This window comes from Pseudoalteromonas sp. SG43-1 (assembly GCF_014164415.1).
Classification (GTDB): Bacteria; Pseudomonadota; Gammaproteobacteria; order Enterobacterales; family Alteromonadaceae; genus Pseudoalteromonas; species Pseudoalteromonas distincta.
This window is the reverse complement of the sequence record NZ_JACJFD010000001.1, coordinates 358,384-372,553: the sequence shown is the minus strand read 5'-3', so window position 1 is coordinate 372,553 and position 14,170 is coordinate 358,384. Positions and strand designations below refer to the sequence as shown.

Here is a 14,170-nt window from a genome sequence, read left to right as displayed (position 1 = left end):
AGCTTTCAAAAAACAGTTTATTTAAGATGCTTTCCAAAAATAGTCAGGCTGTAGGGCTTGTTATCCATTATGGCAACGCTTGGTAACTCGCCCCATATTTCAAAATCAAAATGCTTAAATAATTTAACACTGGGTAAATTATGACTAAAAATAAAACCAAGCAATACTTTAATATTTAATTGCTTAGCTTGTGTTTGAGCAAATATCATTAGCTTTTTACCAAGCCCTTTACCTTGTGCTTTACGGGTAATGTAAATGCTCATCTCTACTGTGCCATCGTAAGCAGGACGCCCATAAAACGATTTATAACTTACCCAAGCAAGTACTTGGTTATTTTCGCAGTAAACATAAATAGGCCTTTTATCGTTATGGCTATTAAACCAGTCACGCTTTTCGTCAACAGTAACTTCTTCGGTATCTGCAGTTACCATTCGCCCTGCAATGGTTTCGTTATAAATGGCTACAATTTCATTAAGATCATCAATAGTTGCTAAACGGGTTGTCATAGGTCATTCAAAGGTTGATCAATTTGTTTCATATTAGCGTATGATTATCCAATCAAACAATTGAAAAGTTTAGGTAATGTAATGCTAAAAAAAATTATAATAGGATTAATGGCTTTATTTATTAATGCCCCACTCCACGCTGAAACATCATCAACTATTAACCAAACCTCTACCCAAGACTGTCAAGATTTTACCAATGTCGATGTTCGAAAGCTTCGCTCAAAAGAATCTATTAATTTATGCCAATTTAAAAATAAGCCTTTATTAATAGTAAACACGGCAAGCAACTGTGGTTTTACACCCCAATTTAAAGGCCTTGAAGCGCTATATCAACGATACAAAGAACAAGGTTTAGTCGTATTAGGGTTCCCTTCTGATGATTTTTTTCAAGAAGAGGATAGTGAAAAAGAAACTGCAAAAGTATGCTTTGTAAATTATGGTGTAACCTTTCCTATGTTTGCTACAAGCGAAGTGCGTGGTAGTAAAGCGAATCCAATTTTTAAATATTTGAATGAGCAAACTAGCTCTCCAAATTGGAACTTTTATAAGTACTTAGTGTCTGCTGATCGTGAGACGGTTTTACGGTTTAACAGCAAAGCAGCACCTGATTCAGAACAAATGATTGCTGCAATTGAAACTGTGCTTTCTGATAAATAAGTTTATACTGGTACAATTAGTTGAAACTAACTAGAATGATATTTTAATTCGGTTAAAAAAACACCACACTATACTCGGGAGATTTTATGACAGTAGCAAGCGCACGACATATACTTGTAGACAGTGAAGCACAATGCTTAGACTTAAAAACAAAAATTGAGCAAGGCGAAGACTTTGCTGAATTAGCCAAAGCGCATTCAAACTGCCCATCAGGTCAAGATGGCGGTGCTCTTGGTGAGTTTGGTCCTGGTATGATGGTTCCAGAGTTTGATAAAGTTGTGTTTTCAGCTCCAATTAACCAAGTACAAGGCCCTGTGCAAACTCAATTTGGTTATCATTTACTTGAAGTTACTAGCCGTTCAGAATAAATTTAACTGTATCGTAAGTAACGTTTTATAAAAGCCGCTTATGCGGCTTTTTTATGGAGTAATTATGCAATTAATTGGTTCTGTACCTTCACCTTACGTGCGCCGAATTAGAATTTGGGCACAACAAAACAACTGTAAACTAGAGCTTGTGAGTCTTGATATATTTTCTGAGCAAGATCGCCCTACTATGGCCAGTAAAAATCCAGCTCGAAAGATTCCCATTCTGGTAGATGGCGACTTAACACTTAGTGACTCTAATTCTATATTGCGCTATTTACTTGAAAAAACAGGTCAACCAAAACTAACGTGGCCGCAAGAGCACTTACTTACGACTATAAATGCCTGTAACGATTCGCTAGTAGAAATGCTGCTATGTGAACGCTCTGGATTTGACACCAAAAGCGATAAACTCTTTTTTAATTTGCAAAACGAACGAATTGAACAAACATTAAGCTTTTTAAATACCCATTTAAGCGATGAAGAATTTAAAAGCTGTGAATACCTCAACATCAGTTTATACTGCCTGCTTGATTGGATTTGCTTTCGTGAATTAACTGACTTTAGTCAGTATTCAGAGCTTGTTGCTTTTCATAAGCAATATGGCAAGCGTCAAGCAGCAATAGATACTAATCCTCGTCACTAATTTAAAAAGGTAAACACATGAGCGATATCGAAATTGAATCACAACTAGTTAACTTTGTAGAAAAAGTACGTGTTAGCGAAGTAATTTGGGCACTTGGTGCAGAAGATAATGGCTTTGTAGTGTGCGATTCTAACCAATTTGACGAAACTGACGTACTACTGCTTTGGGAAAGTGAAGAAGCAGCTAAAGCGCAATGTAAAGAAGAGTGGAAAGACTACAGCCCTGTAGAAATAAATCTTGATGAATTTTTAGATGCATGGGTTGAAGATTTAAATGAAGATAACGCACTTGTTGGCATTAACTGGAATGATGACCAAGTATGTACAGAGATTGAACCTACTGGTTTAGCTCGCGCATTAAGTGAATAATACTTTATACGCTTTATTTTAAGAGCGGATAAAACCCGACTAGCATCTACTGCTAGTTGGGTATAAAATAAAACACATCATTATTTTCAAGGTATTACGTTGAAAACCCATCTTGGTCGCCGGCCCTTTTCAGCCATGGAACTGCACACTCTTTATAATGGATATATATACGGTGATTTTAAAGTTGCACGTGAGCAACCAAAACACTGGCATTTTTGGCTTCCTCTAATTGCATACTACAGTGGTGCATATAGCGATGAAATTGGCTATCTAACGCTTGATGATCTGTCCCTTGAAAAAGATGTCTTATGTTTTAATTTTCATACTCACGGTAAGATAAAACCTCGCTTAGTTCCAGTGCATCAGGCACTTATAGATGCCGGGTTTAATGAATATTTAGCATTCATAAAATCACAAAATCAACAACGATTAATGTTCGACTTACCCGCTAAAACTGGCAGATACAGTGAAAAAGTCCGTATTTGGTTTTCAGGTGAAGGTGAGCGAGCCGGCTATTTACAAAAGTGTGATATACCAAACGTTGATCAACTCGGTATGAAAACAGCCATAAGCAGCCTTCGTCTTAACTTTGAGCAACAAGTGCGTATACATGCTCTGCAAGCCAACTCTAAAGACGCCTTTAATTATCTCATGGGATTTAACGAATACCCACATAATGAATTTAAGGACGTGCTTTTATTAAATAACGTGATCCAAAAAATACGTATTATTAACTCACACCTGCATTGGCAGCGTTTTATAACACGCGAAAGCCACTGACAAACTTTGTTACTATTTCCCCTTAAAGTCATCGTTATAATCAATTACTCTATTAAAAAAAACTGTTAGGATATCTAACCCCCTAATAATATGAGCATAAAAAAGCCTATTTAGGGTAGTTTCTAACAACAACAATCTAGGGATCACTATGTTTCTTAAAAGCCTCTTAACAGTGAGCGTTGCTTTAGCAATGGGTGCTGCAAACGCTAACGAATTCGTTATTGAAAAACTCGCAAAACCAAGTTCACAACAGGTATCGTTAACACTCGATCCGAGCCAAGATACATTCACAGGGATGACTGAGATTTCCCTAGAAGTACTAAAACCAACAAAATACATTGAATTAAATGGCGTAGCTTACGCTGTTAAAATGGCGCAACTGCTTGGCGACGAAAACTGTGACTTAAACAACGAAATGCTTAAAACAGGTAAAGTTAAATTTAGCTGTGATGAGCAAATTCAACCAGGTAAATACACCCTTAAAGTTGATTTTTCAGCGCCATATAACCGTCAAAGTGTTGGTTTATACAAAACGTTAGACCAAGGCACACCTTACTTATTTACTCAATTTGAAATGAGTGATGCACGCCGTGCATTTCCTGTTTTTGATGAGCCAAGTTACAAAATTCCATTTCAGTTAACGATTACCGCGCCTACATCACAAAAAGTATATTCAAATACGCCAGAACTAAAAACAACGGTTGATGGCGATATGACCACACACTTTTTTGATAAAACGCCGCCAATTCCTTCATACTTAGTCGCGATGGCTGTTGGCCCATTTGAAGAATTAGATATTAAAGGCATGCCAATTCCTGGTCGTGTAATTACCCCTCAAGGTAAAATTCACTTAGCCCAATACGCAAAAGAAAACATGCCAAAAGTACTGGGCGCACTTGAAGCGTATTTTGGTATTCCTTACGTTTACAAAAAATTAGACTCAGTAGCGGTACCAGAGTTTCCATTTGGCGCAATGGAAAACTCAGGCTTAGTAACCTACCGAGAAGATATTTTATTAGTTGATTTAGCTGCAGCAACACGCAGTAAAAAACAGCGTAATGTATCAATTATTGCTCATGAACTTGCTCACCAATGGTACGGTAATTTAGTAACCATGAAATGGTGGAACGACTTATGGTTAAACGAAGCATTTGCTAGCTGGATGGCTGCAAAAATTACTAAGCAGCTTAACCCTGAGTTTGAATCGCACTTAGACCTGCCACAAAACAACGTAATGGCACTTGATGCACGCCTAAGCACCAAGCCTATTCGTAAGCCAATTAAAACTGAAGCCGACATTATGGACGGTTTAGGTCTTGCTTACAGTAAAGGCAGCTCAGTACTTGCTATGGTTGAAAACTGGATTGGCGAAGATGCATTTCAAAAAGGTATTCAAAGCTACTTAAAAGAGTTTTCATATAAAAATGCTGAAGCGGCCGACTTATGGGAAGCACTTGGTAAAGCGTCAAATAAAGACGTAGCGAGTGTTTTAAAATCGTTTATTGAGCAATCTTCTTTCCCACTAGTTAAAGTAACTCAACAAGGTAGCAAAGTAACTATTTCACAAAGCCGCTTTGTAAACGCAGGCGTTGATGCGCCAGAACAGTTATGGAATGTACCGGTGGCAATTAAATATGGTGCTGGCGATAAAGTGAAAACAGCAAACGTATTACTTAATAAACAAAGCCAAACACTAGATTTAGACTTTGAACCAGAGTGGATTTATCCCGACCAAGGTGCATTAGGCTACTACCGCTGGGTAATGGATGATGCACAATTTAGCGCACTTGTTAAAAAGGCGCCAAGCGTACTGAGTGACCGTGAACGCTTAGCGTTACTATCTGCTACTGATGCGCTACTTGATGCTGGTGTTATATCTGCTGCTAAGTTAATGCAAACACTTGAAGTGTTCGTAAGCGATAGCCACCCTCGCGTAGCAAATACCGCACTAGGTTACTTAGTGTCGCAACAGCGCACTTTTAAAGACGATAGCAATAAAGACCTATGGCCTGAATTTATTCGCGGTGCAGTAACGCCTGCTGCTAAAAAATATGGTTTAGAAGCAAAAGCGGGTGAAGATGGTGCTATTGCACAACTTCGTGCAGCCGTTGTATCACGCTTAGGTTTTGATGGTGAAGATCAAAACGTCATCAATAAAGCCAAAGAACAAACGCAGGTTTATTTAAATGATCCACAAAAGGTAGACCCATACTTAGCGGGTACGTACTTAACTCTTGCTGCTTTTCATGGTGACAAAGCGCTGCTTGATCAATTCATGACAACGTTTAAAACGACTAAAGATCCGCAAGTACGCACAAACATGCTTGCAGCTATGGGCTTTTTTGGTAAACCTGAGTTACAAAAAGCGGTATTAGCTTATAGCTTAACGGATGAAGTAACGGCATCTGACATGCGTACTATTTTGTCAGGTCAAAGTTACACAGATGAGCGCCAAGCATTATTTATTGATTGGGTTTACAGTAACTACGATAAAGTAACAGCAAGCTTACCGCCGTTCTTTATACCTAACTTGCCGTACTTTACAACTGCAAGCTGTGATGCAGAAAGTTTAGCGACAACAAAAACCTTCTTTAACGAAAAAGTAGCTGATGTAGCTGGTTACGCTCGTACATTAAGTAAGCTTGAAGAAAGCACAAACGATTGTATCGCGCTTAAAACACGTGAACTTGAATCGGTTAATAGCTTTTTAAAAAGTAAGTAATTATTAGGTTTATTGAGCTATAAAAATACAAAAGCCGCTGAAAATAAATTCAGCGGCTTTTTACGTTTATATTTTTGCTTTATTAATTACCAATAATCATAGTTAGCTTGGCTATAAAATCTTTGGCAGCTTGCTCAGAATTTATTTTAAACGCAACACCGTAGTGAATAGGTTGAGCGCTTTTAAAAATGCGCGTAGGAAAGCGTGTCATCTCACTGCTATGGAAGTACCCTTGCGCACGCGTCACGCCATCAATATCATTAAAATCATCGCTAAACACTTCAAATGCTGGGCGAATTACTATTTTACCCTTGCCGCTTTCGCTGTGGGTATAAAATGCTTCTTTAGAGTTTACTAACATGTACTCTGCAATATTTTTAATCTTAAAATTACTTCTGCACTGTAATTTAATGAGCTGTTCTGTCAGCTCGTCTGCACTATAAGCCACGTGTAATCCCTATTAGTTAATTTGCGTATTAGATTAACGCATACACACAATAAAATCTGAATTTATTTGTCTGCTTCACTTCGTTATATCACATACAAAAGCGAGTTTTTCATTGTTGTAACTCATTCTTGTTATATTTGTTTCGCAGTAGGTGCTTAAATTAAGCCATTGCGATACTTCATCACTTCCATCAAGTTTACGCTGATAAACGCGGTTTTTAATAGCATAAGCAATGGTCGCATTATCTTTTAAAATAAAATCTTGAACTTGAGCCGGTAACCTTAATAGGTCTTCAACTTGTTTATCTTGTGGATTAAAACTCGCTAAAATGTGTTGCTCGTTTTTAGTGTAACTAAATAAAAATGCAGCCATTGAGTTGTTATAAATAAGCGTTCGGCCAATATTACTGGCAGCTATTTCCCCCTTCGCTTGTGCAACAGAAGTATATTGAAGCGTGTGAGGCTTTCCTAAAATAAACATCACTAAATCATTTTGGACACCCCATGCATGGTATCCAACAGGTTCAATCCAATCAAAAATACGACGTGGCGCATCTTCATTTTTGAGTGGGTATTGCCACAATTTTTGCTTACCGTCAGCTTCTACAACAATCGCTGATATCGCATCACCACTTGGCATAACTGTTGGTGAGTATTCGCTTACGGGAGAGTTAGTTATATTGGTAACTTTTTTTGACGTGAAATCATAATAAGCAATATCAGTTTGGCTTTGCCCTTTATTAATTACTTCATGAGTAAAGTATAAACCTGTACTTGTTAAGTGCGGTTGGTTGTTATAACTATTTTTATCGCTCACAATACTAACTTGTACCCCGAAAGGTGTATTTAAATCAGCAAGTAATACTTGGCTTTTTGGCATGCTAGCCTGCACCACTATTGGGCTCAGCGCTGCTATAGAAAATAATCCAAGTAATGGTTTAATAAGTTTCATGCTTTCTCTCGTTTTAATTTTAAGCACCTCATGATAACGTTATTTGCTGATGGCGTCACTTGAGCTAAGTCAGTCAACTCTTAAGATACCCAAACGACTTAAAATAATGTTAAGTTTAGTCTGGTTATAAAACCTGGTCCTAAAAAAGAGAATTAACATGTCAGCTAAAAATCCTATTATTGCGATTACGGGTTCATCTGGTGCGGGTACAACCACCACAACGAATGCAATTAAACATATTTTCCGTAGCCTTAATATTCAAGCGGCTTTTGTCGAAGGAGATAGCTTTCATCGTTACACTCGCCCCGAAATGGATAAAAAAGTTCGAGAAGCACAACAAGAAGGTAAACATATTAGTTACTTTGGCCGAGAGGCCAATGACTTTGGCGCTTTAAAAACGCTGTTCGAAAACTATAGCGAAACAGGTCAAGGAAAGTTACGCCGCTACTTACATACCTTTGATGAAGCCGTTCCGTACAATCAATTACCAGGTACATTTACACCTTGGCAAGATCTTGACCATAATACTGACATTTTGTTTTATGAAGGGTTACACGGTGGTGTAGTTGATCAAGATGTAGACGTTGCAAAGCATGTCGATTTATTAATAGGCATGGTTCCAATTATTAACCTTGAATGGATTCAAAAATTAATACGCGATACATCCGAACGAGGCCATTCTCGCGAAGCGGTTATGGGCTCTATTGTGCGCAGTATGGATGACTATATAAATCATATTACCCCGCAGTTTTCTCGTACCCATATTAATTTTCAACGCGTGCCGACCGTTGATACATCAAACCCATTTAGCGCCAAAGATATTCCATCTCTTGATGAAAGCTTTGTAGTTATTCGCTTTAGGGGTATTGATGATGTTGATTTTCCTTATTATTTACGGATGATCGAAGGCAGTTTTATGTCTCGTATTAATACGCTTGTAGTACCAGGGGGCAAAATGGGCTTAGCTATGGAGCTGGTTCTTACTCCACTTATTAAAGATATTATTTTGAAAAAGCGTGCACTGGAAAACTTAGCACCTTTGGATATACCTATTTAACTCTTCTTCTAAGATTGAGCTCTCTCACGTACACTGCTGATTTTAGTAACAATAAGGGACATTGTGTTGTACTCATTAAAAATTATTGTGGGTTCTAAAAACCCTGTAAAAATTAACGCTGCTAAACATATTTTTGCAATGTATTTCCCTGAACATGAAATTGATTGCCAAGGTGTTGATGCTCCATCCAATGTGCCAGATCAACCTATTGGCGAAGAAGAAACACGTGTTGGCGCACAAAACCGTGTTAATTATTGCAAAGAGCATTACCAAGCTCACTACTACGTGGCAATGGAAGGCGGTGCAGAGCAATTTAGCTATGGTGCAGCAACCTTTGCTTACGTAGTTATTGATAATGCCTTAAATCAGGTTGTAGGGCGCAGCAGCAACCTCCCCTTGCCTCAAGTGCTTTATAACGCATTACTTAATGGCGAAGAGCTTGGCGATGTAATGGACAAAGCATTTAATACCACCAACGTTAAACAAAAAGGGGGCGCTATTGGGTTACTTACAAACAATCATGCCACGCGCGAAAGCACCTATACACAAGCACTCACTTTAGCTATGGCGCCCTTTCTACACGTAGATCTCTACAGCCAAACAAATTAATTTAGGAAGTTTAATGAAATACAACTATGTATTGTTTGATGCAGACGAAACCTTATTTAGGTTTGATATTTTAGCGGGCATGACTCGCATGTTTAAAGCTTACAACGTAGATTTTAGCCAAGACGACTATATTCATTATCAAAAAACCAATAAGCAGCTGTGGGTTGATTATCAAAATGGCACTATTAGCGCAGATTACTTACAAGTAACACGCTTTAATGAATGGGCTTCAAAACTTAATGTGCCCGCAAAAGAGCTAAACGATGCTTTTTTAGATGCTATGGCGCAAATTTGCGAGCCATTACCTGGTGCTATTGAGCTTTTAAATAAACTTAAGCCAAATGCTCGATTAGGTATTATTACTAACGGATTTGCCCGCTTACAAACCGTACGCCTTGAGCATACTGGCTTAAAAGATATGTTTGAATGGTTAGTAATATCTGAACTTGTGGGTATAGCAAAACCAAATAAAGCGATTTTTGAGCACACATTTGAGCTAATGGGTAACCCAGATAAAAGCGAGATACTTATGGTGGGTGATACTGCTGCAAGCGACATACTTGGCGGCAACAATGCAGGTATTGATACTTGCTGGTTACAACACCCTGGTGAGCAATTAGCCGATGGAATAAAACCAACCTATACAGTAACTCATTTAAATCAGTTACAAGCTCTTTTAGAGTTATAATAGAGTAAATTTTACGCAAAAAAAAATGACGCTAATTAGCGTCATTTTTTATAACTGTTTGTGAGCTGTTCTTTTACTGCTTTTAGGCTGGAGCTAACTCAAGACCGGGTGCAGGCATCGTCACAGGCGTTTCAAATGTTGCCCACTCCCATGCTGACTCTGTAGCCATAATTTTACGTAGTAATTTATTATTTAAATCATGACCCGATTTAAATGCAGTTACTTTACCCAAAAGGTTATGACCTGTCATAAACATGTCACCAACACAGTCTAATATCTTGTGCTTAACAAACTCATCGCTATAACGTAAGCCATTAGGGTTTAAAACTTTGAATTCATCAAGTACCACAGCACTATCCATGCTACCACCTAGCGCTAGGTTGTTTGCATGCATGTATTCAATATCTTTCATAAATCCAAAAGTACGCGCACGGCTAATTTCTTCAATAAAGCTTTGCGTTGTTATATCCAACCCAATACGTTGGCGACTTTCATTGATAGCTGGGTGGTTAAATGCAATCTCAAAGTCGATATGAAAACCATCATATGGTTCAACTTCAGCCCACTTACCATCTTCTTCAATGCGTACTTTTTCTTTAATACGGATAAAGCGTTTAGCAACGTTTTGTTCTTCAATTCCGCCTTTTTGTAACAGATATATGAATGGTAATGCACTACCATCCATAATCGGCACTTCTGAGCTGTCCAATTCTACAATTAGATTATCAATGCCCATTGCAGCAACAGCTGCAATAAGATGCTCAGTAGTTGATAAGCGAACACCATCTTTGTTAATTAAACAGGTACACAACTGCGTATCACCAACGGCTTCAGGTGTTGTTTCAAAATCAACAACCGGATCAAGGTCGACACGACGAAATACAATCCCAGTATTTGCGCTCGCAGGTCGGAGAGTTATTGTGACCTTCTCACCTTTATGAAGTCCAATTCCTATGGCTTTGACTACTTGTGCAATCGTACGCTGTTTAATCATAGGTATGCTCACTTTTAAATCAGTTACAGTTAGACGGCGGATTTTAACATAAATCCTTTTGCCTTTCAATATTTGTACATATTTCAAACAAAAGTATTATTAAATGTTAATCTGCCTGCTTACGTAAAAAAGCGGGAATATCAAAATAATCACCACCTTCTGATTTATCTGCTTTTTTACTATTTTGCGCTGAAGAACTTGAACTCGTTGAAGGCGCTTTTTCTTTGCTTTGCGCTTGCTCTTTAGTCGTATTTTCTTCAGCGTTTGTATCTTGGCTTGCAAAACTTGGTACGTACATGCTGCTCGTTTGGTTTGATGTGCTTGCAACATCAGAACCTGATGCTTTTTTAAAGCCGTTATCAACAATACCAAACTGTGGACGACGATCGCCGCCTAAACCAGTTGCAACAACCGTTACACGTAGCTCATCAGTCATTTCTGGGTCGATTACCGCACCAACAACAACCGTTGCGTTTTCTGACGCAAGTGCTTTAACGTGATTACCAACAATTTCAAATTCTTCAATCGCAATGTCCATACCAGCGGTAATATTAACTAAGATACCTTTAGCACCTGTTAAATCAACGTCTTCTAGTAGTGGGCTTGAGATAGCTGCTTCTGCAGCTTCTTGTGCACGATCAGGACCTGACGCAGACGCCGTTCCCATCATTGCAGTACCCATTGCAGACATTACTGTTCTAACATCGGCGAAATCCACGTTAATTAAACCAGAACGTGTAATTAGCTCTGCTATACCTTGTACCGCACCAAATAATACGTCATTAGCTTTAGCGAAGGCATCTAGAAGTGTAGTCCCTTTCCCTAAAACTTTAAGCAATTTATTGTTAGGAATTGTAATAAGTGAATCTACAATTTCTGACAATTCATTAATGCCTTGTTCAGCGGCTGCTGCACGTTTTTTACCTTCAAAATCAAAAGGACGTGTTACAACTGCAACGGTTAAAATACCGAGTTCTTTAGCAATTTTAGCAACTACCGGTGCTGCACCAGTACCTGTACCACCGCCCATACCGGCTGCAATAAATACCATATCGGCGCCTTCAAGGCTGGCACGAATTGTATCTGCATCTTCTTCAGCCGACTTACGGCCTACTTCAGGGTTTGCGCCCGCACCTAACCCAGAGGTTATTTGCGTGCCTAGTTGAACTGTAATATCGGCAGCAGAGTTACGTAATGCTTGCGCATCCGTATTAGCGGCTATAAAACGCACGCCTTCTATTTGTTGTTTTACCATGTGCTCAACAGCGTTACCGCCACCACCACCCACGCCGATTACTTTTATTACAGCTTCTTCGCTGTGTTGTTCCATTATATCAAACATGTTTACTCTCCGACTTGAGTCTTAAAACTCGCCTTGGAACCATTTAGTAATGCGGTTCCACCAATTATTGTTATCCTCTGCTTTCGACTTTTGTGCATTCATCGATTGCATGGTACGCCCGTATTGTAACAAACCAACAGCGGTTGCGTACGAAGGATCATCTACATAGTCTGTCAAACCAACCATCCCGATTGGTTTGCCTATTCTTACTGGCATTTGGAAGATGTCTTCTGCCACTTCCATAGCGCCAGTCATTTTAGCGGTTCCGCCTGTTATAACGAGACCTGCCGCAATTTGGTCCTCTAAGCCTGAACGACGAATTTCTTCCATCGCAAGCTCAAATAATTCTCTAAAACGAGGCTCTACCACCTCAGATAATGTATGGCGCGACATTAATCTTGCTGGTCGTCCGCCTACACTTGGTACTTCAATTGTGTCTTCGCTACTTGCCATTTGGCTACTAGCACATGCGTATTGTACTTTGAGTGACTCTGCATGTGATATAGGTGTGCGAAATATTTTTGCAATATCACCAGTAACTTGGTTACCCGCTACAGGTATAACGGCAGAGTGACGAAGTGCGCCATTAATATAAATGGTGATATCCATAGTACCGCCACCAATATCAAGTACTGCAACACCTAGCTCTTTTTCGTCATCTGTTAGTACAGAATAGCAAGACGCAAGGGCAGTAAAGATAAGTTGATCGACTTCAAGACCACAGCGTTCTACACATTTTTCGATATTTTTTGCCATATCGTTTGAGCACGTAATGATATGTGCACGCGCTTCCATACGAACGCCGCTCATGCCTAGTGGGTTTTTAATGCCCTCTTGCATATCAATGCTGTATTCTTGCGGCAATGCATGTAGCATTTTACGCTCTGCTGAAATAGGCACAGAACGCGCAATATGTATTACGTTTTCAATGTCTTCGTCAGTGACTTCGGTGTTATTGATTGCCACCACGCCACTTTCGTTTTGACACTGTATATGTTTGCCAGAAATACCCAAATACACAGAGCTTATACGACAATCAGCCATTAACTCGGCCTCGTCTATTGCTCGTCGAATAGACTCAGACACTAAGTTTAAATCGTTAACGCCGCCTTTATCCATACCATGAGATACTTGGCTGCCCACACCAACAATGCTGAGCTTGTTATCTGCGGTGATTTCACCTACCGTGGCAACCACTTTCGAGGTGCCAACGTCTAATCCTATTACTAGGTTTCTTTCTGCTGACTTAGTCATGCCTTACTCTTATTTTGTAATTGTTCTTCTTGCATTGGCTTAAAGCTTACTGCAAGGCCGGTATCATACCGTAAATCGATTGTATCTACTTGTGCATCTGCACCTTGTTCCATTCGTGGATAAACGTCTATAAAACGTTGTACACGCTTGGCTTTATCTTTACGCCCTAAATTTAAGCGAATCCCGTTATCTAGCCAAAGTTGCCACGAAAAACGCTCCGATAATGCCAAACTTGTTAATGTTAAACCATTAACTCTGAGCATTTCATCAAATTGCTTAAAAGCAACCCACGCCTCTTCTTCGCTACCTTCTGGGCCATATAACTGCGGTAAGTTATCATCTAACTTATCGCTGCTGGCTTGAAATGCTTGGCCACTTTGGTTGAGCAACAAGTCGCTATTCCAGTGAGCAACTACTTCATGTTCAACTACATACACCTGTATAGTATCAGGCCATTGTTTACGTACCGAAGCGGTAGCAACCCAAGGCAAGTCTTGAACTAGCTGCTGCACGTGCTTAACATCAAGTTCAAAAAAACTACTTAAATCGGCTTTTTTAATTGCTTTTATAATTGCCGTTTCATCTGTGTATTTGGGATGCCCTTGCACTGTAAGGTGCTTAATTTGAGCATCTTTATTTTCAACTAACCAATCAGATACACCTGTGGTTATTTGTACTAAGCCTATAACCACAACCAGAAAAAAACTCACTCCAAAAATCAGCGACCAATTAAAGTTAAGTTGCTGTTTTAGTTGTTGAGCTTTTTCTAAAAGGGGATGCATA

General features: G+C 39.1%; 16 protein-coding genes. 9 read left to right on the top strand and 7 right to left on the bottom strand.

All coding sequences use genetic code 11. From position 1 onward, the window contains the following. Window positions 1-17: 17 nt before the first annotated feature. Window positions 18-506, bottom strand: a complete 489-nt coding sequence (locus H5159_RS01760; RefSeq protein WP_039485299.1) for a GNAT family N-acetyltransferase — start codon at window positions 504-506, stop codon at window positions 18-20. An 81-nt stretch (window positions 507-587) separates the two neighbouring features. Between H5159_RS01760 and H5159_RS01755 the strand changes: the two genes are divergently transcribed. The 6 genes from H5159_RS01755 (at window position 588) to H5159_RS01730 (ending at window position 6,044) form a co-directional block, all read left to right on the top strand. After that, window positions 588-1,163 (top strand): glutathione peroxidase, encoded by a 576-nt coding sequence (locus H5159_RS01755; RefSeq protein ID WP_182694709.1) that lies wholly within the window; start codon window positions 588-590, stop codon window positions 1,161-1,163. An 86-nt stretch (window positions 1,164-1,249) separates the two neighbouring features. Then, window positions 1,250-1,531 carry a peptidylprolyl isomerase gene (locus H5159_RS01750; protein WP_002958009.1) on the top strand — a complete coding sequence of 94 codons (282 nt, stop codon included), beginning with the start codon at window positions 1,250-1,252 and terminating at the stop codon, window positions 1,529-1,531. A 64-nt stretch (window positions 1,532-1,595) separates the two neighbouring features. Then, window positions 1,596-2,174: a glutathione S-transferase family protein gene (locus H5159_RS01745; protein WP_024605976.1), complete on the top strand. Its 579-nt coding sequence runs from the start codon at window positions 1,596-1,598 to the stop codon at window positions 2,172-2,174. Between the two features lie 17 nt (window positions 2,175-2,191). Further along, window positions 2,192-2,542, top strand: a complete 351-nt coding sequence (locus H5159_RS01740) for a DUF2750 domain-containing protein (protein WP_002958007.1) — start codon at window positions 2,192-2,194, stop codon at window positions 2,540-2,542. A 99-nt stretch (window positions 2,543-2,641) separates the two neighbouring features. Beyond that, window positions 2,642-3,322, top strand: a complete 681-nt coding sequence (locus H5159_RS01735) for a hypothetical protein (protein WP_138488564.1) — start codon at window positions 2,642-2,644, stop codon at window positions 3,320-3,322. 148 nt (window positions 3,323-3,470) lie between these two features. After that, window positions 3,471-6,044, top strand: a complete 2,574-nt coding sequence (locus tag H5159_RS01730; protein ID WP_058154160.1) for a M1 family metallopeptidase — start codon at window positions 3,471-3,473, stop codon at window positions 6,042-6,044. 82 nt (window positions 6,045-6,126) lie between these two features. On the opposite strand, the gene H5159_RS01725 is transcribed toward H5159_RS01730, so the two are convergent. Both H5159_RS01725 and H5159_RS01720 read right to left on the bottom strand, forming a co-directional pair. After that, window positions 6,127-6,492, bottom strand: a complete 366-nt coding sequence (locus H5159_RS01725) for a hypothetical protein (RefSeq protein ID WP_007376965.1) — start codon at window positions 6,490-6,492, stop codon at window positions 6,127-6,129. A 75-nt stretch (window positions 6,493-6,567) separates the two neighbouring features. After that, window positions 6,568-7,443 carry a hypothetical protein gene (locus H5159_RS01720; RefSeq protein WP_058154159.1) on the bottom strand — a complete coding sequence of 292 codons (876 nt, stop codon included), beginning with the start codon at window positions 7,441-7,443 and terminating at the stop codon, window positions 6,568-6,570. A 157-nt stretch (window positions 7,444-7,600) separates the two neighbouring features. On the opposite strand from H5159_RS01720, the gene H5159_RS01715 reads away from it, so the two are divergent. The 3 genes from H5159_RS01715 (at window position 7,601) to yjjG (ending at window position 9,797) form a co-directional block, all read left to right on the top strand. Further along, window positions 7,601-8,500, top strand: a complete 900-nt coding sequence (locus H5159_RS01715) for a phosphoribulokinase (protein ID WP_002958002.1) — start codon at window positions 7,601-7,603, stop codon at window positions 8,498-8,500. A gap of 63 nt (window positions 8,501-8,563) precedes the next feature. Then, complete coding sequence (gene yjjX, locus H5159_RS01710) at window positions 8,564-9,109, top strand: inosine/xanthosine triphosphatase (RefSeq protein WP_100218333.1); 546 nt, start codon at window positions 8,564-8,566, stop codon at window positions 9,107-9,109. Between the two features lie 13 nt (window positions 9,110-9,122). After that, on the top strand, window positions 9,123-9,797 hold the full coding sequence (yjjG, locus tag H5159_RS01705; RefSeq protein WP_182711439.1) for a pyrimidine 5'-nucleotidase: 675 nt from the start codon (window positions 9,123-9,125) through the stop codon (window positions 9,795-9,797). Between the two features lie 82 nt (window positions 9,798-9,879). On the opposite strand, the gene lpxC is transcribed toward yjjG, so the two are convergent. The 4 genes from lpxC to H5159_RS01685 all read right to left on the bottom strand — a co-directional run bounded on the left by lpxC (window position 9,880) and on the right by H5159_RS01685 (window position 14,169). Further along, window positions 9,880-10,791 carry a UDP-3-O-acyl-N-acetylglucosamine deacetylase gene (lpxC, locus tag H5159_RS01700; RefSeq protein ID WP_002957999.1) on the bottom strand — a complete coding sequence of 304 codons (912 nt, stop codon included), beginning with the start codon at window positions 10,789-10,791 and terminating at the stop codon, window positions 9,880-9,882. 106 nt (window positions 10,792-10,897) lie between these two features. Then, a complete protein-coding gene (gene ftsZ / locus H5159_RS01695) occupies window positions 10,898-12,133 on the bottom strand; it encodes a cell division protein FtsZ (protein WP_154903867.1) in 1,236 nt (411 codons plus the stop codon). A gap of 21 nt (window positions 12,134-12,154) precedes the next feature. Beyond that, window positions 12,155-13,387 carry a cell division protein FtsA gene (gene ftsA / locus H5159_RS01690; RefSeq protein ID WP_007582937.1) on the bottom strand — a complete coding sequence of 411 codons (1,233 nt, stop codon included), beginning with the start codon at window positions 13,385-13,387 and terminating at the stop codon, window positions 12,155-12,157. Next, window positions 13,384-14,169 carry a cell division protein FtsQ/DivIB gene (locus tag H5159_RS01685; protein ID WP_182779602.1) on the bottom strand — a complete coding sequence of 262 codons (786 nt, stop codon included), beginning with the start codon at window positions 14,167-14,169 and terminating at the stop codon, window positions 13,384-13,386. The genes ftsA and H5159_RS01685 overlap by 4 nt, the downstream gene beginning before the upstream one ends. Window position 14,170: the final 1 nt, after the last annotated feature.

What these genes read in the sequence shown, in the direction of transcription:
- H5159_RS01750 (WP_002958009.1), top strand. Translation starts at nt 1,250, where the DNA reads ATGACAGTAGCAAGCGCACGACATATACTTGTAGACAGTGAAGCACAA.
- H5159_RS01745 (WP_024605976.1), top strand. Translation starts at nt 1,596, where the DNA reads ATGCAATTAATTGGTTCTGTACCTTCACCTTACGTGCGCCGAATTAGA.
- ftsZ (WP_154903867.1), bottom strand. Translation starts at nt 12,133, where the DNA reads ATGTTTGATATAATGGAACAACACAGCGAAGAAGCTGTAATAAAAGTA.
- H5159_RS01730 (WP_058154160.1), top strand. Translation starts at nt 3,471, where the DNA reads ATGTTTCTTAAAAGCCTCTTAACAGTGAGCGTTGCTTTAGCAATGGGT.
- H5159_RS01685 (WP_182779602.1), bottom strand. Translation starts at nt 14,169, where the DNA reads ATGCATCCCCTTTTAGAAAAAGCTCAACAACTAAAACAGCAACTTAAC.
- H5159_RS01755 (WP_182694709.1), top strand. Translation starts at nt 588, where the DNA reads ATGCTAAAAAAAATTATAATAGGATTAATGGCTTTATTTATTAATGCC.
- H5159_RS01740 (WP_002958007.1), top strand. Translation starts at nt 2,192, where the DNA reads ATGAGCGATATCGAAATTGAATCACAACTAGTTAACTTTGTAGAAAAA.
- H5159_RS01720 (WP_058154159.1), bottom strand. Translation starts at nt 7,443, where the DNA reads ATGAAACTTATTAAACCATTACTTGGATTATTTTCTATAGCAGCGCTG.
- ftsA (WP_007582937.1), bottom strand. Translation starts at nt 13,387, where the DNA reads ATGACTAAGTCAGCAGAAAGAAACCTAGTAATAGGATTAGACGTTGGC.
- yjjG (WP_182711439.1), top strand. Translation starts at nt 9,123, where the DNA reads ATGAAATACAACTATGTATTGTTTGATGCAGACGAAACCTTATTTAGG.
- lpxC (WP_002957999.1), bottom strand. Translation starts at nt 10,791, where the DNA reads ATGATTAAACAGCGTACGATTGCACAAGTAGTCAAAGCCATAGGAATT.
- H5159_RS01760 (WP_039485299.1), bottom strand. Translation starts at nt 506, where the DNA reads ATGACAACCCGTTTAGCAACTATTGATGATCTTAATGAAATTGTAGCC.
- H5159_RS01715 (WP_002958002.1), top strand. Translation starts at nt 7,601, where the DNA reads ATGTCAGCTAAAAATCCTATTATTGCGATTACGGGTTCATCTGGTGCG.